The sequence below is a fragment of the Mycobacteroides chelonae genome (assembly GCF_016767715.1).
Taxonomy (GTDB): domain Bacteria; phylum Actinomycetota; class Actinomycetes; order Mycobacteriales; family Mycobacteriaceae; genus Mycobacterium; species Mycobacterium gwanakae.
This window is the reverse complement of the sequence record NZ_CP050145.1, coordinates 4874077-4896600: the sequence shown is the minus strand read 5'-3', so window position 1 is coordinate 4896600 and position 22524 is coordinate 4874077. Positions and strand designations below refer to the sequence as shown.

The 22524-nt window shown below is 62.9% G+C and carries 21 protein-coding genes and 1 riboswitch; of the genes, 14 read left to right on the top strand and 7 right to left on the bottom strand.

The features are described 5' to 3' along the window. Positions 1–23: 23 nt before the first annotated feature. From HBA99_RS23910 to HBA99_RS23900, 3 genes are all read left to right on the top strand, one after another. A complete protein-coding gene (locus tag HBA99_RS23910) occupies positions 24–1031 on the top strand; it encodes a bile acid:sodium symporter family protein (RefSeq protein ID WP_070951828.1) in 1008 nt (335 codons plus the stop codon). 79 nt (positions 1032–1110) lie between these two features. Further along, positions 1111–1875 carry an endonuclease VIII Nei2 gene (gene nei2, locus HBA99_RS23905; RefSeq protein WP_070951829.1) on the top strand — a complete coding sequence of 255 codons (765 nt, stop codon included), beginning with the start codon at positions 1111–1113 and terminating at the stop codon, positions 1873–1875. A 65-nt stretch (positions 1876–1940) separates the two neighbouring features. Continuing rightward, on the top strand, positions 1941–2636 hold the full coding sequence (locus tag HBA99_RS23900; protein ID WP_081347664.1) for a restriction endonuclease: 696 nt from the start codon (positions 1941–1943) through the stop codon (positions 2634–2636). Here HBA99_RS23900 and HBA99_RS23895 read toward each other — a convergent pair. Genes HBA99_RS23895 through HBA99_RS23885 form a run of 3 tightly spaced genes read right to left on the bottom strand, consistent with a single transcriptional unit; the run spans position 2557 to position 6398 of the window. After that, positions 2557–3222, bottom strand: a complete 666-nt coding sequence (locus tag HBA99_RS23895; protein WP_070951831.1) for a DUF3159 domain-containing protein — start codon at positions 3220–3222, stop codon at positions 2557–2559. The two genes, HBA99_RS23900 and HBA99_RS23895, sit on opposite strands and share 80 nt — an antisense overlap. Then, positions 3219–5093 (bottom strand): S9 family peptidase, encoded by a 1875-nt coding sequence (locus HBA99_RS23890; protein WP_070951832.1) that lies wholly within the window; start codon positions 5091–5093, stop codon positions 3219–3221. Before HBA99_RS23890 ends, HBA99_RS23895 begins: the two co-directional genes overlap by 4 nt. A gap of 51 nt (positions 5094–5144) precedes the next feature. Beyond that, the gene (locus HBA99_RS23885) at positions 5145–6398 is read right to left on the bottom strand and encodes a sodium:proton exchanger (protein ID WP_070951833.1); all 1254 of its coding nucleotides are present in this window, start codon (positions 6396–6398) and stop codon (positions 5145–5147) included. A 226-nt stretch (positions 6399–6624) separates the two neighbouring features. On the opposite strand from HBA99_RS23885, the gene HBA99_RS23880 reads away from it, so the two are divergent. Beyond that, complete coding sequence (locus tag HBA99_RS23880; RefSeq protein WP_057964626.1) at positions 6625–7383, top strand: helix-turn-helix domain-containing protein; 759 nt, start codon at positions 6625–6627, stop codon at positions 7381–7383. A 5-nt stretch (positions 7384–7388) separates the two neighbouring features. On the opposite strand, the gene HBA99_RS23875 is transcribed toward HBA99_RS23880, so the two are convergent. The 3 genes from HBA99_RS23875 to HBA99_RS23865 all read right to left on the bottom strand — a co-directional run bounded on the left by HBA99_RS23875 (position 7389) and on the right by HBA99_RS23865 (position 9255). Continuing rightward, entirely contained in the window at positions 7389–7589 is a 201-nt protein-coding gene (locus HBA99_RS23875; RefSeq protein ID WP_030097550.1) for a hypothetical protein, read from the bottom strand. Positions 7590–7609: 20 nt separating this feature from the next. Next, positions 7610–7765, bottom strand: coding sequence for a DUF6131 family protein (locus HBA99_RS23870; protein ID WP_044105428.1), 156 nt, complete (start codon positions 7763–7765; stop codon positions 7610–7612). A gap of 74 nt (positions 7766–7839) precedes the next feature. Beyond that, positions 7840–9255: a phytoene desaturase family protein gene (locus HBA99_RS23865; RefSeq protein WP_070951834.1), complete on the bottom strand. Its 1416-nt coding sequence runs from the start codon at positions 9253–9255 to the stop codon at positions 7840–7842. A gap of 239 nt (positions 9256–9494) precedes the next feature. Here HBA99_RS23865 and HBA99_RS23860 point away from each other — a divergent pair, with 239 nt between their 5' ends. Next, positions 9495–9656 carry a three-helix bundle dimerization domain-containing protein gene (locus HBA99_RS23860; protein WP_044105564.1) on the top strand — a complete coding sequence of 54 codons (162 nt, stop codon included), beginning with the start codon at positions 9495–9497 and terminating at the stop codon, positions 9654–9656. Between the two features lie 4 nt (positions 9657–9660). Here HBA99_RS23860 and HBA99_RS23855 read toward each other — a convergent pair whose 3' ends face one another. Next, positions 9661–10338, bottom strand: coding sequence for a potassium channel family protein (locus HBA99_RS23855; protein WP_070932459.1), 678 nt, complete (start codon positions 10336–10338; stop codon positions 9661–9663). A gap of 60 nt (positions 10339–10398) precedes the next feature. On the opposite strand from HBA99_RS23855, the gene HBA99_RS23850 reads away from it, so the two are divergent. From HBA99_RS23850 to HBA99_RS23810, 9 genes are all read left to right on the top strand, one after another. Beyond that, positions 10399–11895 carry a potassium/proton antiporter gene (locus HBA99_RS23850; RefSeq protein ID WP_070932050.1) on the top strand — a complete coding sequence of 499 codons (1497 nt, stop codon included), beginning with the start codon at positions 10399–10401 and terminating at the stop codon, positions 11893–11895. An 83-nt stretch (positions 11896–11978) separates the two neighbouring features. Beyond that, a riboswitch (M-box (ykoK) riboswitch) is annotated at positions 11979–12148 on the top strand. A gap of 301 nt (positions 12149–12449) precedes the next feature. Next, the gene (locus HBA99_RS23845; protein WP_070932052.1) at positions 12450–14186 is read left to right on the top strand and encodes an NRAMP family divalent metal transporter; all 1737 of its coding nucleotides are present in this window, start codon (positions 12450–12452) and stop codon (positions 14184–14186) included. Positions 14187–14224: 38 nt separating this feature from the next. Beyond that, a complete protein-coding gene (locus HBA99_RS23840) occupies positions 14225–14464 on the top strand; it encodes a WhiB family transcriptional regulator (RefSeq protein WP_232785744.1) in 240 nt (79 codons plus the stop codon). A 303-nt stretch (positions 14465–14767) separates the two neighbouring features. Continuing rightward, entirely contained in the window at positions 14768–15163 is a 396-nt protein-coding gene (locus HBA99_RS23835; protein ID WP_064409988.1) for a pyridoxamine 5'-phosphate oxidase family protein, read from the top strand. 9 nt (positions 15164–15172) lie between these two features. Then, complete coding sequence (locus HBA99_RS23830; RefSeq protein WP_057967585.1) at positions 15173–15454, top strand: glutaredoxin domain-containing protein; 282 nt, start codon at positions 15173–15175, stop codon at positions 15452–15454. 180 nt (positions 15455–15634) lie between these two features. After that, a complete protein-coding gene (gene car / locus HBA99_RS23825; protein WP_070932056.1) occupies positions 15635–19192 on the top strand; it encodes a carboxylic acid reductase in 3558 nt (1185 codons plus the stop codon). A 17-nt stretch (positions 19193–19209) separates the two neighbouring features. Further along, positions 19210–19650 (top strand): helix-turn-helix transcriptional regulator, encoded by a 441-nt coding sequence (locus HBA99_RS23820; protein ID WP_030097541.1) that lies wholly within the window; start codon positions 19210–19212, stop codon positions 19648–19650. 10 nt (positions 19651–19660) lie between these two features. Next, complete coding sequence (locus HBA99_RS23815; protein WP_030097540.1) at positions 19661–20071, top strand: VOC family protein; 411 nt, start codon at positions 19661–19663, stop codon at positions 20069–20071. Next, a complete protein-coding gene (locus HBA99_RS23810; protein WP_070951835.1) occupies positions 20072–22450 on the top strand; it encodes an ATP-binding cassette domain-containing protein in 2379 nt (792 codons plus the stop codon). It abuts the gene before it with no gap. Positions 22451–22524 lie beyond the last annotated feature (74 nt).

Here is a 22524-nt window from a genome sequence, read left to right as displayed (position 1 = left end):
TCCTGCGCTCGTACTGTGGCGTAGTGACGTGGCTGGCCAAACTCCGCATTGACGGATTCCTACTCGGACTGTTCGCTGCCATGGGGATTGGGCTGCTGCTCCCCGCGCGCGGCGACGCGGCCGATGTCCTGGACTGGGCAACCAAGATCGCCATCGCGGTGCTGTTCTTCCTCTACGGAACCCGATTGGAACCGCGCGAGGCGATCGAGGGCCTCAAGCACTGGAAACTGCACACCACGGTGTTGGCGGCGACCTATGTCCTGTTCCCCCTGCTGGGCCTGGCGATGCGGCTGTTGGTGCCCTCGGTGCTGACCAACGACCTCTACACCGGTGTGCTGTACCTGTGTCTGTTGCCCTCGACGGTGCAATCCTCGATCGCCTTCACATCCATCGCCCGCGGCAACGTGGCGGCCGCGGTGGTGAGCGCTTCGTTGTCGAATATGTTGGGCGTCTTCATGACTCCGGTCTTGGTGATGCTGCTGATGCAGACCACCGGGGAGGCGACGGTCTCGCCCACCGCGATCCTGCAGATCGTGGTGCAACTGCTGTTGCCTTTCGTCGCGGGCCAGTTGTTGCGCCCCAAGCTGTATCGAATCCTGTCCCACACCACGCTCACCAAGGTCGTCGATCGTGGATCTGTCTACTTGGTGGTCTACGCGGCCTTCAGCGCCGGGATGGTCGAGCATGTGTGGCAGGGTCTGCAGATCTCCCGCTTGTTGGCCGTGTTCGCGGTCAGCATCGTGCTGCTGGCGGTGGTGCTGGGTGTCACAGCGGGGGCCGCACGGCTACTACGGTTCGATCGGGCAGACCGCATTGTCGTGATCTTCTGCGGCTCCAAGAAGAGCTTGGCGACCGGATTACCCATGGCGACCGTGTTGTTCGCAGGTCACCCGGTGGGCTTGATCGTGCTGCCACTGATGATCTTCCACCAGATTCAACTGATCACCTGCGCGGCCCTAGCGGGACGGTGGGGACGGGCCCAGAGTTCCGATGCGGCAACCGCCGGAGACGAGACCGTCTCTGCTGCCTGATCTTTGCGTATAGCGGCTTCGCCATCACGCCGGTGCGGAGTTGGGTAGCCTGTGACGGCTAGCGCAAGGAGGCCTCGGAATGCCAGAAGGCGACACGGTTTTCCGAACGGCGCGGCGCCTGGGCGATGCGCTGACCGGCCGGGTGCTCACGGGCTGCGATATCCGTGTTCCACGTTTCGCGACCGTCGATTTGAGTGGAGAACGCGTGGACGGCGTGGTTGCGCGCGGAAAGCACCTGTTCATTCGCGCCGGCTGGGCCAGCATTCACTCGCATCTGAAGATGGATGGCAGCTGGCGAATCGTGTCCGCTCGGGAGTCCGTACCCACGTGGGACCATCGAATCAGAGCGGTACTGAGGACGGACGATTCGGTGGCCCTCGGAGTCAGCCTGGGTGTTCTGGATGTGGTCAAGCGGGGACGGGAAAGCGACATCGTGGGTCATCTGGGCCCGGATCTTCTTGGGGCAGATTGGGATCCGTCCGTCGCCTTGGAGCGATTGATGGCGCGAGCAGATGACGAGCTGAGTTCGACGCTTCTCGATCAGAGAGTCATGGCGGGTATTGGCAACGTGTATTCCAACGAACTGTGTTTTCTGGCCGGGATGCTGCCCACCTCACCGGTGCGGGACCTCACCGACCCCGAGCGATTCATCGAGCGTGCCCATGCGTTGTTGCATGCGAACAAGGACAGCTATCGCAGGACTACGACCGGTGATCCGCGCCCCGGCCGTGAACTGTGGGTTTACGGCCGGCATGGAAGGCCGTGCCGCCGTTGCGGAACCCGGATCACGCGCGATCAGGCCTTGCCGCGCGTGACATATTGGTGCCCCCATTGCCAGCGGTGACGTGACGCCGCGTACCCGGGCGCCAGTTCCCCGGGGTGTCGGAGGGCTGGCTTAAAGTCCATCCAATGAGGCTGCGGCGTTTCAGACGGAGGGCTGCTCGTAGGTGGCACCGTCTTTCGCGTGCACTGGTCGTGCTGATCATCGTGGTGCTTGCCGGGCCGATCATCGCGCTGGCTGTCTGGCCCGGTGTCCTGGTGTACCGGAACACGGCAGACCCCGCGCTTGCCGCGCTGGCACAGGTCGGTTATCTGGCTTCGCCGTATGCGGTGTATCTGATTCTGCGTGGAGCGGGATGGTGCCTGCGTGGGCTCGGCGATGTCATGGCGCAGCGTCATTACGAAGCCCGGCTGCGCAGGTATATGACAATGTCAGGACTTTCCGAGATCGATGAGATGTCTGGCGTCGATTTCGAGACCTTCGTGGCGGCTCGTATGCACGGAGCCGGATGGCATATCGAGACAACGTCGGCATCCAGTGATTACGGCGTAGATCTGATAGCCACCAATCGGCGTGACGTCGTCGCCGTCCAATGCAAGCGGTACTCGAAGACAGTGGGTGTCAGAGCCGTTCAAGAGGTCGTTGCGGGGGCGCGGCATTACGACTGCACCCGCACCATGGTGGTCAGCAATCAGGATTTCACCCGCCAGGCGCAGGCTCTGGCCGCGACCAGCAAGTGTGAACTCATTGGTCGTGATCGGTTGCCGCGCTGGCTGAATCAAACTGAGATGCACGGCTCTTCGAACGCCGTACTGCCCAGATGACCACCAGAAGCGCTATTCCGGCGAGCGGATAGCCCATCGCGATGCGTGCGATGGCCAGCCCGCCAACCGAATCAGCGGCGTACAGCCATTCCTGCACAACAAATCTGGAGGCGAAAACGGCCGCCATGGTCAGTGTCGCCAGTGTGAAAGCGAACCGCGAGGGTTTGTCTTTGCGCCAGCGGTGCCCGGTGCCGGTGAAGCCGTGCCAGATCACTCCGGCTAGCGGCCAACCCACCAAGACCGAGACCAGGAACACGACTGCGCCGATCAGGTTGGTCCAGATACCCATCAGGAAGAAGCCCTTGGCCGAACCGGTTTGGTAGGCGATGACCACCGAGATGGCCACCCCCAACAACCCGGAGATTGCCGGCTGCAGTGGTTGGTTGCGTAACCACCGCCACGCGGCGATGGCGCCCGCCGTAGCCATGGATATCCAGATGGCACCGGCCAAGCCAAAAGCACTGTTGCCCAGTGCAAAAGTCACACTCGGTAGGCCGGCGTAGATGAGTCCGGATAGTCCGCCGACCTGTTCGAGAAGTGTGGGCTTGTTGTGGGGTTTGTCTGAGAACTCAACGACCTCGGTCACGACACCTGCCGTCCGCCCAGGTACTGAGCCAGGAATCGCTCCGTCGCAAGAAACAGGTCGACCTGGTTTTCAGGGTTCAAGAACCCGTGCCCCTCGTCCTTTTTCACCATGTATTCGACCTCGACGCCACGGGCCCTCAATGCGGCTACGATGTTGTCGGACTCCGCTTGGACTACACGAACATCGTTGGCGCCCTGCACAACCAGCAACGGGGTGCGGATCTGATCCACCCGGCTGATGGGCGAGCGGGCGAGCATATCGGCTTCCTGCTCCGGCACCGCGGGATCGCCGACGTAGCGATACCAGTTGTTGGTCAGGTTCGGACGGACGAACGCGGGAAGGGTGCGCATGAAGTTGGCCAGGTTGGAGATGCCCACGTAATCGATGGCGGCCGCGAAGACATCAGGAGTGAAGGTGACTCCGACCAGTGCGGAGTAACCTCCGTACGAGCCACCGAAGATCGCGACCCGGCTCGGATCGGCGTAGCCCTGCTTGACCGCCCAGTCAACGGCGTCGATCAGATCGTCGTGCATCTTGCCCGCGAACTCGCCGATGGCCGCCTTCGTGAATGCCTTTCCATAGCCGGTGGATCCGCGGAAGTTGACCTGCAGCACTGCATATCCACGGTTGGCCAGGAGCTGCACCGACGGATCGAATCCCCAGCTGTCACGGTGCCACGGACCGCCGTGGACCACCAGCACCAGGGGTAGTCCTGCGGGTTCCACACCCACGGGCAGCGTCAGGTAGGAGTGCAGACTCAAGCCGTCGCGCGAGGCGATCGTCACGGGCGTCATGGGCGCCAGCGTCGCCGGATCCAGATGCGGGTACGGACGGAACAGCTGTCTGCTTTCGCCCTTCTCATGGTCGTAGAAGTAGGTGACACCGGGATCCCGGTCGTGGGTGAAGCTGACCACCCAACGGTTGCCGTTCTCGTCGCACGAGATCTCCGCGAGGTCGCCGTCGGAGAGCTCCTGAAGCTTTTCCAGCACCGGCGCGAAGTCCGGATCCAGAACCCGGATATCCTGCCGCTCACCGAGATAGCGAACGGCCAGTAACTCCCCGGTCTTGCGATGCCGGATCAGCGCCGGTGCCAGACCTAGGGCAGCGGAGAGGTCGAACGAAGGGTGGCTGTCGATCACCGACTCCTCGCCGGTGGCCAGGTCGAGCCGGACCAGACGCGTGCGATCGGTATCGCGGCTTGAGCCCATCCACAACCCGGTGCCGTCCGGGGTTATCTGTGTCGGGTGCATGCCGACCGGGTAGTCCGCGCCGTTGTATATGACGAGAGACTCGAGCGCCCCGGACTCGTATCGGGAGAACTCGATATCGCCTTCAGGTGTCAGCGATTGGGTGAACACCTCATGATGAGGGCCGCAGAACCAGGACATGACGTTGCCGGGGTTTTCAGCGAGCATGGTCAGTTCGCCGGATGCGACATCGAGCTCGTACAGGTCGATTTGGTCGATCCTGCGGTGGTTCAGCTGAACGAATAGTTTTCCGGGACGGCCGTGGGGCTGCTCCAGGCCCAGTAGACGCACGCCGGGGTACGGAGTGAGATCGAGAGCCGGGGTGTCGGGACTGTCCAGGTCAACCCGGTATAGATGCCAGTTCTCGTCACCACCGGAGTCCTGCACGTATAGCAGCCAGCGCGGGTCATCGACCCAGAGAAATCCTGTGACGCTGCGTGTTTCGTCGTAGGTAACACAGCGTGCGGCGGCGTTGTTGTCGTCATCGAGGGTTTGGACCCATACGTTGAGCCGGTTCTTCCTCGGTGCCAGGTACGCGATCTTGGTGCCGTCGGGTGAGATCGATGCGGATGCGCGAACCGGCGGATCGAAGAATTCCTCGACGGTGATGAGCTTGGGCAGCACGGTGGGTGTTCCTCTCGGTGTGGCGGAGTAACACCAGGAGAAACTATGCCGCTACGGCACAGTCAACTGTGGGGTCGCGGACCTGCTGAATGGCGCGCGAAGTGTCGCGATGACGTGCCTGCGGTTGACGATCAAGCCGGCGACCGCCAAGACGGCGTACACGCCGCAGAGGATCAGCCGGCCATGGGTCGAGGTGATAGGGAACTGGATCACGAACAATGCCAGTAGCGCCCACGCGGTGCCCCGGTGGAATCGCAGCGCGAGGATCAGGGCCACACCCATCATGGTTTGTGTGGCGGTCAGCAGGGTTTCTTCGACCTGACGGGCATCGAGCACCAGGGAGTAGCCGCCACCGCCCGCCAGATGGGCGATCGGGAGCGAACCGATCAGGAGCGTCCACTGATTGACCTTGGACGAGATCAAGGTGGCGATGGCGGCGGTTCCCTTGCCCCGCGCGGCGAAAATCGCGGCGATGATGAACTCGGGCGCTTCGGATGCCAGCGGCGCCAACCACTGCACCAGCAGGAACTGGTCGATGCCCAGTTGCGTTCCGGCGCTTACCAGGCTGTTGGCGAAGGGTTCTGCGCACAACAGGATGATCGACGCGGCAAGAATGAACATCGTGATCACGGTGCTGCGGCGCATGTGCTTGGGCAGCATGCCGATGGCTGCGGCGGTGCCCACCAACTGCGGTTCCTCGGCTTCGCCGCGGCTGATCGTGAACAGGTAGAACCCGAACCAGGCCAGTAGTGCGATGCCCAGCACGAGGTGAATCTGGCCGCTTGCCGGTATCACGAACGCCACGACCCCGGCCACGAGCAGGAATCCAAGCTCGATGCGGTTAGAAGGCTCCAGCGACAGCAGGTTGGTGGGGCGACCGGATGTCTTGCGCGCCACCGCGAGTGCGATGAGAACGACAACGGGCCAGCCCAGTCCCATCAACAACCTGTTCGAGCCGGTCATGTTCGCCGCGGCGTATTGGCCGTACTCGGGGACCTGGCCGGAGATGTAGGCGTAGTAGAGATCGACGGCGTATTCGGGCAGTACTGCGATCAGGGCCAGCACCGCGATGGCCAGGCCGCCGGAGACGTCGATCTGCGCGGCCTCCGCGGCCCAGGCCAACACGAAGCTGGCGGCTACCACCGCAGCGCCGTAGATCACGAGAGCTACTACCGGATTCGGATGCAACCCACCGATCCGAGTGATCAGTGCGGGCGCCATGAACAACGCCGTGATGAACACCGACCGCAGGAGCTGACGGCGCAGCGCACCGGGCACGGTGGTCACGTTGGCGGTGGTCTGCACGGGACCAAGTTAGCACCGCCACGTGCGCTCAGCAACAGATTGATACCCCTGCGTGATGCACTTGAAATGGGAAAATTAGCAGCTAGTAGGCACCGTTATGAATTCTTCGGGTACCCTAATATCAGAATGTGGCAAACCAGATCGTGAGCGTTGGCCCGGGAGTTGCTGGTAGCCGAGGGTTTCGAATGTTGACCATGCCGCAGCGGCATAGTGTCCAGTGGGCGGTATGTCGGCAGATGCAGAAGGAGTAACGGTGGGCTGGAGTACGCGGGAGCTTGCCGAGCTCGCCGGCACCAGCCTGCGTGCTGTGCGCCATTACCACGACATCGGCCTGCTCGATGAGCCGAAACGTCGGTCGAACGGCTACAAGAGCTACGGAGTCGCACACCTGGTCAGGGTGCTGCAAATCAAACGTCTTACGGGGCTGGGTCTCTCCTTGAAGCAGATCGCGGAGATGGATGAGGCCGACGAGGATCCGCAAGAGGCATTACGGGCACTGGACGCAGAACTCGCCGCGACCATCGAACGGCTGCAACGCATCCGCGACGAGCTTGGTCAAATACTGTCCAGCAAGGTGCCGGCCGACATGCCGCCCGAATTCGGCTCCGCGGCAGTCGCTATGGAACTCACCGATACCGACCGCTCGCTGGCATTCGTCATGTCCCGGGTGCTCGGTCCGCAAGGGCTGCAGGCTTTCATCGGGATGTTCTTGGACCAGCAAGACCGCGATCTCGACCGCGAGCTGGAAAATCTGGCGTCGGACGCCGACGAGCAGACGCGCGCCGATCTCGCGGCCAGGATGTCCTCACATGCCCGGAAGCTCTACGCCGATCACCCGGGGATGCTGAACTCGACCGCGGACGCTCCGCGCGGGCAGCAATTCGCCGAACGCACGGTGGCGCGGGCACTGTTGGACCTGTTCAACCCGGCGCAGCTCGACGTGCTGGTTCGGGTGGGTGCGGCGATCAGATCAGAGCCGGGCTGAGTGGGTCACGGGCTTGGCTGCGGGATGTTGCACTGACTGACCGTCGGATTGAGTCCCGCGTAGTTGAGCGGACCGGCGAGCACAGTCAGCGCGATGGTTCCCGCGCTGGCACAGGTTTGCGGGCTGTTGGTGAAGTATCCGCGTTGAGCGACGGCGATGGCCCCTACGATCAGCCAGACGGCGAGCAACAATCCTGCGTACCGCATGATGTACTCCTTTGCGGCTCTTAGTAGTAGTGGCGACGGCCACCGATGGCGTGCCCCATGCGGCCCGCCACCATCAGGATCAATCCGATGACGATGAGCACAACCCCGCCGGTCCACAACCATCCAATGTCGAGAAAGAAACCGGCAGCCAACAGGATGGCCCCGAGGACGATCATGGCCCTCACCTCGTTCCGTGCGGGTTCCCACGCACTACATTTTGTTTACGGTGTCAACCATACGCCGTCGCCCCTCATCGGGGGAGATGTTTGAGCGCGGTCTTCGCGGCATGTACACCGCACATGCCGTGAGCGCCTGGGCCGGGCGGTGTGGCCGCCGAGCAGAGGTACATGCCCGGTGTGCCAAGGCTGTATGGGGCGAGCCCGACGCGGGGGCCGAATACCAGCTGCCGAATGTCCTTGGCGCCGGTCATGATGTCCCCGCCCACGTAGTTGGCGTTGTACACCGACATCTCCGTGGTGGAGCGCACCGCCAGACCTACGACCCGTTCGCGAAACCCGGGCGCGAATCGTTCGATCTGCCCGATGATCGCCTCGGTGGCGTCTCCGGTGTAACCGAATGGCACGTGCGCGTAGGTCCACAACGGGTGGATATTGCCGGAGGAGCGCTGCGGGTCGGCCAGATACTGTTGGCCGACAAGGACGAAGGGACGCTCGGGCATGGCGCCTGCGTGGATCTGCCGCTCGGTTGAGGCCACCTCGGCGTAGTTCCCGCCGAGGTGCACAGTGCCTGCCCGTCGGGCGGCGAGTGCGGTCCACGGCACGCCGCCCTCGATCGCGAAATCGACCTTGAAGGCGCCGGGCCCGTGCCGGAAACGCGTGAACGCTCGGGCGGCTCGCCGGGGCAGCCGATCACCGAGAATCTTTGCTACAGAGCGTGGTTCAAGGTCGAAGAGCGTGAGATCGGCGGCGGGTAGTTGCGCGGCGTCATCGATGCGAACGCCCGTGTGCACCTGTGCGCCCAGGTCTCTGAGCGTTGTGAGCATGACGTCGACGAGAGAACCGGTGCCGCCCGAGACGACGGGCCAGCCGTAGTGGTGGCCGGCCGTCATGATTCCGAGACCCACCGCGGCAGTCACGGGGTAGTGCAATGGCCGGAAGGCATGCGCGGCGACGCCGCCGTACAGTGCGCGAGCCGGTTCAGTGCGGAGCAGTTGTGCAATGGCTGAGGCAGGCAGGGCGGCGGGTATTCCGAATCGCGCCATCTGCACCGGGTGGCTGGGCATCCGCAGCAATGGCGCGGTGATGTCTTCCACGAGGGTGTCGAAATGCCGCGAGGGAGAGCCGAACAACGCACGCCAACGGTTGCCGTCCCGCCCCATCTGTGCGGCGGTGTCCTCGACTGACCGGAGCAGCACGCCTGCCGAGCCGTCATCGAGGGGGTGAACACAGTCGATCTCGGGCAGCAGCCAATGCACACCATGGCGAGCCAGATCCAGGCTGGTTAAGAACGGGGACCCGATGGCCATCGGGTGCACGGCCGCACAGTGGTCATGGATGAGCCCAGGGTGGAGCATCTCCGAGGAGCGGCACCCGCCCCCGGGTTCATCAGTGGCTTCCAACACAGTGACAGAGATCCCCGCGCGGGCGAGGGTAATTGCTGCGGCTAGCCCATTGGGTCCGCTGCCGACTACGGTCGCGGTGCTCATCGAGCTACCAGGAGGTCGATCCAAACACTGCGAGATACGCAGGTGATCAACGAATTACAGACGACCTGCACCGTGACATCCACCTCCGTAGGGTTCGTCATCCGAGTCTACAAACTCGGTTGCGGAGCCCTTGGCTGGCCGTCGTCGACGTCAATTTCGGCAGTTGACGAAACTGTAAACGTAGTGCAAATTTTGTCCCTGTGGCGGTACTCGGTAGGCAGGTAGGGATCGGCGAGCTCGTGGAACAGCTTCATGGGCGGCATCCGAATCTGACTCGCGACATCGTCGAGGCGGTGGTTAGGGCCGAGCACTCCCGCTTCGATGACAGCCCGCTGCGTGACTACGTTCCACTGCTGGTGGAGCGGCGGGCGCGCGAGGAACTGGCCCTGCTCAGCGTGTAGCCACCTATCTGTCGGGTGACACCGCAGCTCCATGGATTGCTGCGCGAACCGCGGCCTCGACCGCACTGTTGGCGATAAAGAGCAGCTCGTCCCCGGCCTCCAAGATGTCCTCTGGTTTGGGTACAACAACGGTTCCATTCCGAATCACGGTGACCAGTGCAGTGTTTGGCGGCAAGTCCAGGTTGGCTACGCGCTGTCCCACCAACGGATTGTCTTCCGGCAGGGTGAGTTTTGTCAGTTCCGCGCTGCCCTCACGCAACCCCATGAGGCGGACCAGATGGCCGATGTCGATCGCGCCCTCGATACTCGCCACCATGGCGCCGGGCGTGGAGACTGCCACATCGATGCCCCAGTTCGGGCCGAACAGCGACTGATTGCGGATGTCGTTGATGCGGGCCACGACCCTGGGCACACCGAACTCGGTCTTGGCCAGCAGGCCCACGACCAGATTTGCCTTGTCGTCACCGGTGGCGGCGACAACCACGTCACAGGTCTCGATCCCTGCTTCTTCGAGAGTCTCCAGCTCGCAGGCATCGGCGTTGAGCCAGTCGGCCCCGGGCACCGCGTGCGGATCGAAGTTGCTGCGCTCGCGTTCGATCAGCAGGATCTTGTGGCCGTAGTCGAGCAGCTCGCGGGCAACGGAACGGCCGACCTTGCCGGCGCCGGCAACAGCGACTCGCATCTTCCGTTCCACCATCCCGCTATCGTGCCCTATTAATCAGAGTCGACCGACGGGAATGACGTGAGCCTGCACGAGCTGTACCTGGCCTTGCTTATCGGTGGGCTTGTGCTGCTCGCCAGCATTGTCGGCACTCGGGTGGCTACGCGTATCGGGTTCCCCAGCCTTTTGTTCTTTCTTTTGGTGGGTGTGGTGCTCGGCGAAGACGGGCTCGGGCTTGACTTCGACAACGTGGAACTGGCCCGGAATGTGTGCACCGCAGCACTGGCGGTCATTCTCGTCGAGGGTGGTTTGACCACGCGGTTTTCCGACATTCGTAAGGTGCTCGCACCCGCCGGTGCGCTGGCCACCGTCGGGGTGGTGATCAGCACGGTGGTAACCGCCGTCGGTGCGCACGTGTTGTTGCGTATGGATTGGCAGTTGGCATTGCTGTTGGGCGCCATCGTGTCCTCCACCGATGCCGCGGCCGTGTTCTCCGTTCTGAGGGTGCTGCCGCTGCCGCGCCGGCTCGCGGGTCTGCTGGAGGCGGAGTCCGGATTCAACGACGCTCCCGCCGTGATTCTGGTCTTGATGTTCAGCATCGTGCCCTTCGTATTCGAGCCGAAGAGTGCCGTTGTTCAGATCGTGTATGAACTCCTGGCCGGTTCTGCGATCGGTTTGGTGTGTGGGTTTGTTGGGGCGATCGCACTGCGCCGCGTTGCGCTGCCCGCGTCGGGTTTGTACCCGATCGCGACATTCGGTATCGGTCTGGTCGCGTTCGCGGCCTCTGGCAGCGTGCACGCCAGCGGATTCATCGCCGCCTATCTGGCCGCCGTGGTGCTGGCCAATTCCGGTCTACCGCACCGGTCTGCTACCCGATCGTTCGCAGAGGGGCTCGGTTGGCTGGCGCAGATAGGTCTTTTCGTGCTGCTGGGCTTGCTGGTCAATCCCAGTGAGTTGTGGAGCGACCTGGTTCCGGCAATCGTCGTCGGGCTCGTGCTGCTGCTGGTGGCCCGGCCGCTGTCTGTGGTGGGATCACTTGTCGGTTTCGGAATCCCCTGGCGCGAGCAGGCCTTTCTGTCCTGGGCAGGTTTGCGCGGTGCGGTGCCCGTCGTTCTTGCCACCTTCCCGATCGTGGAGGGCGTGCCGAACAGTTACCGTCTGCTGAATATCGTGTTCGTTCTGGTGGTGGTTTTCACCCTGGTGCAGGGGCCAAGCTTGCGGCCCGTCGCGCGTCTGCTCGGCCTGATCACTCGGGAAGCCACCCGTGAAATCCAAGTCGAGGCAGCACCTTTGGATGTGCTGGATGCCGAGCTGCTCACCATGAAGGTGCAGTCGGATTCCCGGTTACGCAATGTCACCATCCTCGAATTGCGATTACCCGATCCGGCTGTCGTCACCCTGATCATCAGGCAGGGCAACACCTTCGTTCCGCTACCGGACACCAGGATCGAATCGGACGATGAATTGATGATCGTCACTACCAGCAAGGCGCGGGCGTTGACCGAGTCGCGACTGCGTGCGGTGAGTCGGCGCGGCAAGCTCGCGTACTGGTTCGACGAGTACGGGGACCTCGGCTGATTGCGGCGCATAGCGTCAAGAAATTGTAGGGTATTAGGGTTTGCGTTGACGCACAGCAGCACTCGGGCATACAGTAACGCGCGTCAGCACCTCGCTAGGCGAGGCTCCTGCACGAACACAGGCCACTGATCCGACGACGTCGAGAGACGCCCAGGGTTAGGACAGATCTCCCCGGCCTAAGGGGTGATCCGAGGTGGCTTCCCGTTGGGGATTACGTCGTGCAGTGCCGAAGCTCTGACGAGAGAGGTGGTCGGCCCGCTCATTGGCGGGCGCTCTCTCCTGTCTGGGCGCCTTTGACGTGCGTTGATATGAAGATGTTGCGGCACAGCCGCTCTGGCAGCGAGGAGGTGAGGGACGACATGCAGTCCGGCGATAGTCCGTATCCCAGTCCGGGTCGGCAACCTGGCCTAGACCAGCACGTACACGTGTTTCCAGCCTTCCGCTGCGGTACCGCTCACGTCTGACCTGTCGCGAAAAACATTGCGCCAGGCTTAATTTGCTGTGCGCGGAAATCGTCCGCAGTGGACCGAACCCTGAGAAGGGCGGCATCTGCTATGGCATTTTTCAACGGCGTTTCCCGCCGATACGACGACGGCACCCAAGCCCCTACCAGCGCCGTCATGGATAGCGCGCATGTCGGCGACATCGTCGGCGCCCTGGGCACCATCGGCCAGCATCAGAGCACCGAGGGCCGCAGTAAGCGACAGCGATTCCGGATGTTGTTGGCAGTCTTGGGCCCCGGCCTCATCGTGATGGTCGGCGACAACGACGCGGGCGGCGTCGCCACGTACGCCCAGGCCGGACAGAACTACGGCATGGCATTGATATGGACGTTGGCCCTCCTGATTCCCGTTCTCTACGTGAATCAGGAGATGGTGGTCCGGCTCGGTGCGGTCGCGGGGGTGGGGCACGCGCGGCTTATCTTCACCAGGTTCGGACGGTTCTGGGGTGCGTTCAGCGTCGGCGACCTGTTTGTGGTGAACGCGCTGACGATCGTGACCGAATTCATCGGGGTGGCGATGGCGTTGAGCTACTTCGGACTTCCCCGGTGGATCTCGGTGCCGCTGGCTGCCGTGTTGTTGTTCGCGGTGATCGCCGGAGGATCGTTCCGGCGCTGGGAGCGATTCCTGTTCGCGCTCATCGCGCTCAACGTGGTGATGATTCCGATGGTGGTCTTGGTTCGGCCCACGCTGGCCGAAACGGCCTCCGGATTCGTTCCGTCATTTCCGGGCGGGTTGAACGCCGAACTGCTGATGTTGATCGTCGCGATCGTGGGTACCACGGTGGCACCGTGGCAGCTGTTCTTCCAGCAGTCCAACATTGTGGACAAGCGTTTGACACCGCGCTGGATCCGTTACGAGCGAATCGATCTGGCGATCGGAATCGTCGTGGTGATGGTCGGCGCCATGTGCATCATGGGAGCTGCCGCATTCGGCCTGGCGGGTACCGACGCTGTCGGGAACTTCACCGACGCGGGTGCCGTCGCGCGGCTGCTGCACGAGCATGTGAGCCCTACGGTGGGTGCGCTCTTCGCCCTCTTGCTGCTGGATGCCTCGCTCATCGGCGCCAACGCGGTGGGTTTGGCCACCACCTATGCGCTGGGCGATACCTTCGGCAAGCGCCACTCGCTGCACTGGAAGCTCAGTGAGGCACCCACTTTCTACCTGGGCTATGGCGCGTTGCTCGCGGTAGCCGCGGCGGTGTCGTTCAGCCCGGATCCGGTGCTGGGTGTCCTCACTCAGGGGGTGCAGGCACTGGCCGGCGTGCTGCTTCCCTCGGCGACGGTGTTCTTGGTGCTGCTGTGCAACGACAGGGCGGTCCTGGGGCCGTGGGTCAACAACGTGCGCCAGAACATCGTTGCGGGAGTGATCGTTTGGTCATTGGTACTGCTGTCGTTGTCGCTGACCGCGGTGACATTCTTCCCGGACCTGACGACCCAACAGCTCACGATGTTCTTTGGGGCCGGAGTCGTTGCCGGAGTCGTTGGTGGACTGGTGATTTACGCGATGCAGAAGCGGGGCGAGCGTGCTGGCGCTCGTGTCACGGCCAGCGATCTCGGGGGACTGGATCCCGCGGAGATCTGGGACCTCGAGTCCGCGCCGCGTGATCGGGTACTGCGGCGGGAAGTCCTGCGGCAGGAGCGTGAAACCTGGCGCACCCCAGCGCTGGACACGCTGGAACGCCCAACGTGGTCGCCGCTGCGTACCGCGGGAATGGTGGCTCTCCGTGGCTACCTCGTGCTGGCCGTGGTGCTGGTCGGTGTCAAAGTCGCGCAGACAATCGTGGGGTAGCGGAAATGAAGTGGCTTGAGTGGGCGCGCTGCCGTGGCATGTCGACCGATCTGTTCTTCTCGCCGGATAACGAACGGGGAAGGGCCCGAAATCTGCGGGAGGCACGCGCCAAACAGATCTGCCGGAATTGCCCGGTGCGGGACCCTTGCGGTAGGTACGCCATCGCGGCGGGCGAATCTTTCGGGGTGTGGGGAGCGACCACCCCACGGGAACGGCGCGACCGGAGCGGGGTGCCGCCGCGGAAGCGAGCACTAGACGTAGTTAGTCATTCCGAATAATATAGTTAGGTGACCCGAAACCATGAGATGGATCTGGGGCCCCGACACGCGTCCTGGTGTGAGACGGTTGCGATAGCTCAAGCAATCGCTCAGGGAGACAAGGTTTCCGCGGCGGGTATATTACGGACCAGCCAGCGCCCGCTCGTGGTGTCCGAGGGTCTGCTGCACCTGCTCTCGGTGCTGATGCGCACGGCTCCGGTCGGTGATACGAGGCGACTACTCGACACCGCCCGGACCTGCACACCACCGCCGCCTATTCCGAATCTCGTTCCAGTACAACCACTCCAGGAGGTCACGCCCACTATGCCCACGCTCACCGATGAGATGAAGCGGATGCTCGGTTCCCAGCTGGCGATTCTTGCGACCGTGACCGACGGCACGACCCCTAACATCGGACCCAAACGCTCCCTGCGGGTCCGGGACGAGCATTCGCTGATTTTCAACGAGAACACCGGTGGGCAGACTTTGGCCAATATTCATGCGGGATCGAAGGTCTCGGTCGCGGTGATCGATCGCGAAGCGTTGGACGGCTACCGGTTTGTCGGTTCGGCCCACATTCACGAGTCGGGGCCCGCGTTCGACGATGCCGTCGCGTTCGCGCAGGAGCGCGGTCTGAAGTACCCGCGCTGTGCCGTCGTCATCGCGATCGACGACATCTACACGCTCAAGCCAGGTGTCACTGCGGGGAAGCGCGTGTAGACATGGATCATGACGAAGCCCATCTCAGCGTCTGACGAGGTTGTCCTGTACTGGCGACCGGGCTGTCCCTACTGCATCAAACTCCGGGCGGAACTGCGCTTCAGCGGACTTCGCTACACGCAGGTCAACATCTGGGAGTCCGCGGAGGCGGCGGCCTACGTGCGTTCCGTCGCCAACGGCAACGAGACGGTGCCGACTGTCGACGTCGCGGGGCATGCCGTGGTGAACCCCTCACGGCGGCAGCTGCTGGCCTTGGTTAGAGAGCATGCACCACAGGCGTTGCGAGAGTGACGCTCCTCACCCCGCGGTGACATCCGTGCTGGACCACTCGCCCTGGACCAGCATGAATGCCCGCTCGTTGGGAGGGGAGAGCCGTACGCTCACAGGGAATAGTTAGCGTAGGTATGTACTTTTCTTCTGTAGGCGTAACCGCCCCCCACGTACTTACATCGACTACTGAGGTGTCTAGGCATGACTGAAACGATTTCCACACCCGCCGCAACTACGACGCCCGACCTTGCCGACCAGCAAGAGCTCGAACGACGTGTCGCGCAGGTCGTGTCCAACGACCCGCAGCTACAGGCCCTCCTGCCCGATGACACGGTGTCCGACGCGGTCAACGAACCCGGCCTGACGCTCATCGAGCTGATCCGGCGGCTGCTGGAGGGCTATGGGGATCGCCCGGCTCTCGGTCAGCGCGCCGTCGAATTGGTGACCGACGAGCACGGTGTGACCACCGTGGCGCTGAAGACCGAGTTCGTCACGACCTCCTACCGTGAGCTGTGGAATCGTGCCGAGGCCATCGCCGCCGCCTGGTACGCACAGGGAATTCGTGACGGGGACTTCGTCGCACAGCTCGGATTTACCAGCACGGACTTCGCCTCATTGGATGTCGCGGGGCTACGTCTGGGCACCGTCTCGGTGCCGTTGCAGACCGGCGCATCCGTCCAGCAGCGCAACGCGATCCTCGAAGAGACGCAGCCCACGGTGTTCGCCGCCAGCGTCGAGTACCTCGAGGCCGCAGTGGAATCCGTGCTCGCGACGCCGTCCGTGCAACTGTTGTCGGTGTTCGACTACCACCCGGAGGCGGATGCCCATCGTGCGGCACTGAGCGCCGTGCGTGACCGGCTGGAGACGGCGGGGCGGACGATCACCATCGATTCGTTGGGCGATGCCATCGCCCGTGGCCGCGAGCTTCCCGCAGCGCCACAGCCCAGCGAAGATCCCGACGCGCTGCGCCTGCTTATCTACACCTCCGGTAGCACCGGCACCCCGAAGGGAGCGATGTACCCGCAGTGGCTGGTGGCCAACCTGTGGCAGAAGAAGTGGCTCACCACAACGGTGATCCCATCCGTGGGCGTCAACTTCATGCCGATGAGCCACCTCGCGGGCCGCCTTACTCTGATGGGCACCCTCTCCGGCGGCGGTACGGCCTACTACATCGCGTCCAGCGACCTGTCGACGTTCTTCGAGGACATCGCGCTCATCCGTCCCACCGAGGTGCTGTTTGTGCCGCGGGTGGTGGAGATGGTCTTCCAGCGGTACCAGGCCGAGCTGGATCGCTCACTCGCACCCGGCGAAAGCAATGCCGAAATCGCCGAACAGATCAAGGTGCGCATCCGCGAGGAAGATTTCGGTGGGCGTGTGCTCAACGCCGGATCTGGTTCTGCGCCACTGTCTCCCGAGATGAATGACTTCATGGAGTCGTTGCTGCAGGTAGCGATGCTCGACGGCTACGGTTCCACCGAGGCTGGCGCAGTGTGGCGTGACGGTGTCTTGCAGCGCCCTCCGGTCACCGAGTACAAGCTTGTTGATGTTCCCGAACTTGGTTACTTCACAACGGATTCCCCGCATCCGCGGGGTGAGCTGCGCATCAAGTCGGAGACCATGTTCCCCGGCTACTACAAGCGCCCCGAAACCACAGCGGATGTCTTCGACGAAGACGGCTTCTACATGACCGGCGACGTGGTCGCCGAGTTGGGACCGGACCACCTCAAGTACCTCGACCGCGTCAAGAACGTGCTCAAGCTCGCCCAGGGTGAGTTTGTCGCGGTGTCCAAGCTGGAGGCCGCCTACACCGGTAGCCCGCTGGTTCGGCAGATCTTCGTGTACGGCAACAGCGAGCGTTCGTACCTGCTGGCAGTCGTCGTGCCCACTCCGGAAGCCCTTGAACGATATGCGGATTCGCCGGATGCGCTCAAGCCGCTAATCCAGGATTCACTGCAGCAGGTCGCCAAGAGTGCGGAGCTACAGTCCTACGAAATCCCCCGGGACTTCATCGTTGAGACCGTGCCGTTCACGGTCGAGTCCGGATTGCTATCGGATGCCCGCAAGCTGTTGCGCCCCAAGCTGAAGGAGCACTACGGCGAACGACTGGAGGCGCTGTACGCCGACCTGGCCGAAAGTCAGAACGAGCGTCTGCGCGAGCTGGCGCGGGAGGCGGCGGGCCGTCCGGTGCTCGATACCGTGACCGATGCCGCTGCGGCCCTGTTGGGGGCGTCAGCGGCAGACCTGGGCCCAGATGTCCGGTTCATTGACCTCGGCGGTGACTCGCTTTCGGCGCTGTCGTACTCCGAATTGCTGCGCGACATCTTCGAGGTGGACGTTCCGGTCGGTGTCATCAACAGCGTCGCCAATGATCTCGCTGCCATCGCCCGGCACATTGAGGCACAGCGCACTGGCGCCGCGACGCAGCCGACGTTCGCATCGGTCCACGGCAGAGATGCCACGGTTATCAACGCAGCCGAACTCACCCTCGAAAAGTTCATCGACGAGTCGGTGTTGAAGGCGGCCAAGGAAATTCAACCACCTACCGCGGACGTGAAGACCGTATTGGTGACGGGCGGCAATGGCTGGCTAGGACGCTGGCTGGTACTGGACTGGCTCGAACGGCTGGTTCCCGCCGGAGGAAAGGTATACGCACTCATCCGCGGTACCGACGCCGCGGCCGCCCGTGCGCGCCTCGATGCCGTCTATGAGTCGGGAGACCCGAAGCTGTCGGCGCACTACCGTCAGCTCGCCGAGCAGGGCCTCGAAGTGATCGCCGGTGACTTCGGTGACCAGAACCTGGGTCTATCCCAGGATATTTGGCAGAAGCTGGCCGGAGATGTCGATCTGATTGTCCATTCCGGTGCATTGGTCAACCATGTGCTGCCGTACAGCCAGCTGTTCGGCCCCAATGTGGCGGGCACCGCCGAGATCATCAAGTTGGCGATCTCCGAACGGCTCAAGCCGGTCACTTATCTGTCGACGGTCGGCATCGCCGATCAGATCCCGGTGACGCAGTTCGAGGAAGACTCCGATGTCAGGGAGATGTCGGCGCAGCGACAGATCAACGATGGCTACGCCAACGGGTACGGCAACTCGAAATGGGCCGGCGAGGTGCTGCTACGTGAGGCCCATGACCTGGCGGGGCTGCCGGTGCGGGTGTTCCGGTCCGACATGATCCTGGCCCACAGCGAGTACCACGGTCAGCTCAATGTCACCGACGTGTTCACGCGAACCATCCAGAGTTTGTTGCTCACCGGCGTCGCACCGGGCAGCTTCTACGAATTGGATGCCGAAGGCAATCGTCAGCGCGCCCATTATGACGGCGTCCCAGGTGATTTCACGGCCGCTTCGATCACCGCGATCGGCGGTGTGAATGTGACGGACGGTTACCACAGCTTCGACGTGTTCAACCCCCACCACGACGGCGTCTCGATGGATACCTTCGTGGATTGGCTCATCGAGGCCGGGTACAAGATCGCCCGCATTGACGACTACGGCCAGTGGCTGGCGCGGTTCGAGACGGCCCTCAAGGGGTTGCCCGAGCAACAGCGCCAGCAGTCCGTGCTACCGCTGCTCAAGATGTACCAGAATCCGCAGTCGGCGATCGACGGAAGTGCGCTGCCGACAGCCGAATTCAGCGGAGCGGTGCGAGAGGCGAAGGTCGGCGGCCTGGACCAGACACCAGGTGAGATTCCGCATGTCACCAAGGAGCTGATCCTCAAGTACGCCGACGATATCAGTCTGCTGGGTCTGATCTAGCCGATAGAATCCCGCCTGTGACCCATGCAGGCGAGGAGCAGCGCCTGCGCGACCTCGCGCGTCTTCGCCGGGTACGCGACCGGATCGACCGCGAGTACGCGCAGCCGCTGAACGTCGAAGAACTGGCTCGCGATGCTCATATGTCCGCAGGGCACCTGAGCCGCCAGTTCAAGAGCGCTTACGGGGAGTCGCCGTACTCCTACCTCATGACCCGACGGATCGAGCGGGCCATGATGCTGCTGCGGCGGGGAGACATGAGTGTCACCGACGTCTGCTTCGCGGTCGGTGGCTCATCGCTCGGCACTTTCAGCACGCGTTTTGCCGAACTGGTCGGGGTTCCGCCCAGTGTGTACCGAGAGCGCTCTGCAGAGCACGTCGCAGGAATCCCGGCGTGCGTCGCCAAGCACGTCACCAGACCGATCAGGAATCAAGAAGCCACCACGGCGCGGCGCAGCTAGCGTGACCGGCATGGACATCACGATCAATGCGAGCTTCCTGCCACACACCGACCCGGAGGCCTCGCTGGCCTTCTATCGTGACGCGCTCGGGTTCGAGGTCCGCAAGGACGTCGGATATGAAGGCATGCGGTGGATCACCGTCGGTCCGGTGGGGCGTCCCGATATGAACATCGTGTTGACACCCCCTGCTGCAGACCCGGGAATCACTGAGGAAGAGCGGCGGACCGTCTCCGAGATGATGGCCAAGGGCACGTACGCGAGCATCATGCTGGCCACCGATGACCTGGCCGGGCTTTTCGAGCGTGTGCAGGCGACCGGCGCCGAAGTCATGCAGGAGCCCATCGATCAGCCCTGGGGTTCCCGAGACTGTGCCTTCCGTGATCCCGCAGGCTGCACCGTCCGCATCCAGGAGCTGCCCTGAATGGCCCAGAGCGCCAATACGACCGACCACCATCCGGCCGATAGTCACGATCTGATCCGCGTGCACGGCGCACGGGTCAACAACCTGAAAGACATCAGCGTCGAGCTACCCAAGCGCCGGCTCACGGTGTTCACCGGTGTCTCCGGCTCAGGGAAGAGTTCGTTGGTGTTCGGCACCGTGGCCGCCGAATCGCAACGCCTGATCAACGAGACCTATAGCGCGTTCGTGCAGGGATTCATGCCATCCCTCGCGCGACCAGATGTCGATGTGCTCGACGGGCTGACGACGGCGATCATCGTCGATCAGGAACGCATGGGCTCGGACCCGCGATCCACGGTGGGTACCGCAACCGATGCCAACGCGATGCTACGTATCCTCTTCAGCCGGCTCGGCAAGCCGCATATCGGTTCGGCACAGGCATTCTCGTTCAACGTTGCCTCGATAAGCGGTGCGGGAGCGGTAACCGTTCAACGTGGCTCACAGCCCACCAAGGAGCGTCGAGAGTTCAGCATCACAGGAGGTATGTGCCCACGATGCGAAGGGCGGGGTTCGATCAACGATATCGATCTCACCGCACTCTATGACGACAGCAAGTCGCTCAACGAGGGCGCACTGACCATTCCCGGTTACAGCATGGACGGGTGGTACGGGCGCATCTATCGCGGTTGCGGGTTCCTGGACCCCGACAAGCCGATTCGCAAGTACACCAAAAAGGAACTGCACGATCTGCTGCACAAGGAGGCGACCAAGCTCAAGGTTGATGGTGTCAACCTGACATATCTCGGATTGATTCCGCAGATCCAGAAGTCATACTTGTCCAAGGACATTGAGTCCATGCAGCCGCACGTACGCACGTTTGTGGAGCGGATTGCCACCTTCACCACCTGTCCGGACTGCGACGGAACCCGGCTTTCCGCGCTCGCCCGCTCGTCGAAGATCAAAGGCAAGAACATCGCCGAGGTGTGCGCGATGCAGATCAGCGACCTGGCCGAGTGGGTGAGTGCGCTGGAGGAATCTTCGGCAGCCCCGCTGCTGGAAAAACTAAGGCATTCATTGGACTCGTTCGTGCAGATCGGTCTCGGCTACTTGTCCCTGGATCGGCCGGCCGGAACGTTATCCGGTGGAGAAGCTCAACGCACCAAGATGATTCGCCACCTCGGCTCCTCGCTTACCGACATCACCTATGTGTTCGACGAGCCGACCATAGGCCTGCATCCGCATGACATCCAGCGGATGAACAGTCTGCTGCTGCAGTTGCGCGACAAGGGCAACACCGTGCTGGTGGTGGAGCATAAACCTGAGACCATCCGCATCGCGGACCATGTCGTCGATTTGGGACCCGGTGCGGGTGCCCGCGGTGGGACTGTGTGCTTCGAGGGCACGGTGGCGCAGCTGCGAACCAGCGGCACCATTACCGGGAGACACCTCGATGACCGTGCCACGCTGAAGGACTCCGTGCGGAGGCCGAAATCCTGCTTGGAAATTCGAGGCGCCAGCACCCATAACCTGCAGAAGATAGACCTCGATATCCCTCTCGGTGTGCTGGTGGTCATCACCGGCGTCGCGGGCTCGGGCAAGAGCTCGCTGATCGACGGATCGGTGGCCAAGCTCGATGAAGTGATCACTGTGGACCAGACACCGATCCGGGGCTCACGGCGCAGCAACCCGGCGACCTACACCGGCTTGCTGGAGCCGATCCGTAAGGCATTCGCCAAAGCCAACGGGGTGAAGCCGGCCCTGTTCAGTGCGAACTCGGAAGGGGCATGCCCCCATTGCAACGGCGCGGGTGTCATCTACACCGATCTGGGTGTAATGGCGACTGTGGAGACCACATGCGATGTGTGCGAAGGCAAGCGGTTCGACACCGCGGTGCTGAACTATCACTTCGGTGGCCGCGATATCAGTCAGGTGCTGGCACTGTCGGTCGCGGACGCACAGACGTTCTTCGGGGAAGGCGACGCCAAACTTCCAGCAGCCCACAAGATTTTGACCAGCCTGAATGAGGTCGGCCTGGGCTATCTCAGCCTTGGTCAGCCGCTCACCACGCTCTCCGGTGGAGAGCGGCAGCGCCTCAAGCTGGCCACACACATGGGCGCGGCAGGGGGTGTCTATGTCCTGGACGAGCCGACCACGGGCCTACATCTTGCCGACGTCGAGCAGCTCCTCGGCTTGTTGGACGGGCTGGTGGATTCCGGGAAGTCCGTGATTGTCATCGAGCACCATCAGGCGGTGATGGCACATGCCGACTGGATCATCGACCTGGGCCCGGGTGCCGGTCACGACGGAGGCCGCGTGGTCTTCGAAGGTACTCCCGAAGATCTTGTTGGTGCACGGTCGACGCTGACAGGAAAGCACCTCGCCGACTATGTGGGCGCCTAGCGATACCGGGCGCGCCTGAATCGTCGACCTTCCACTACGTCTGTCGTGAAAGCCACTACGTCCGTTGTGAAAAC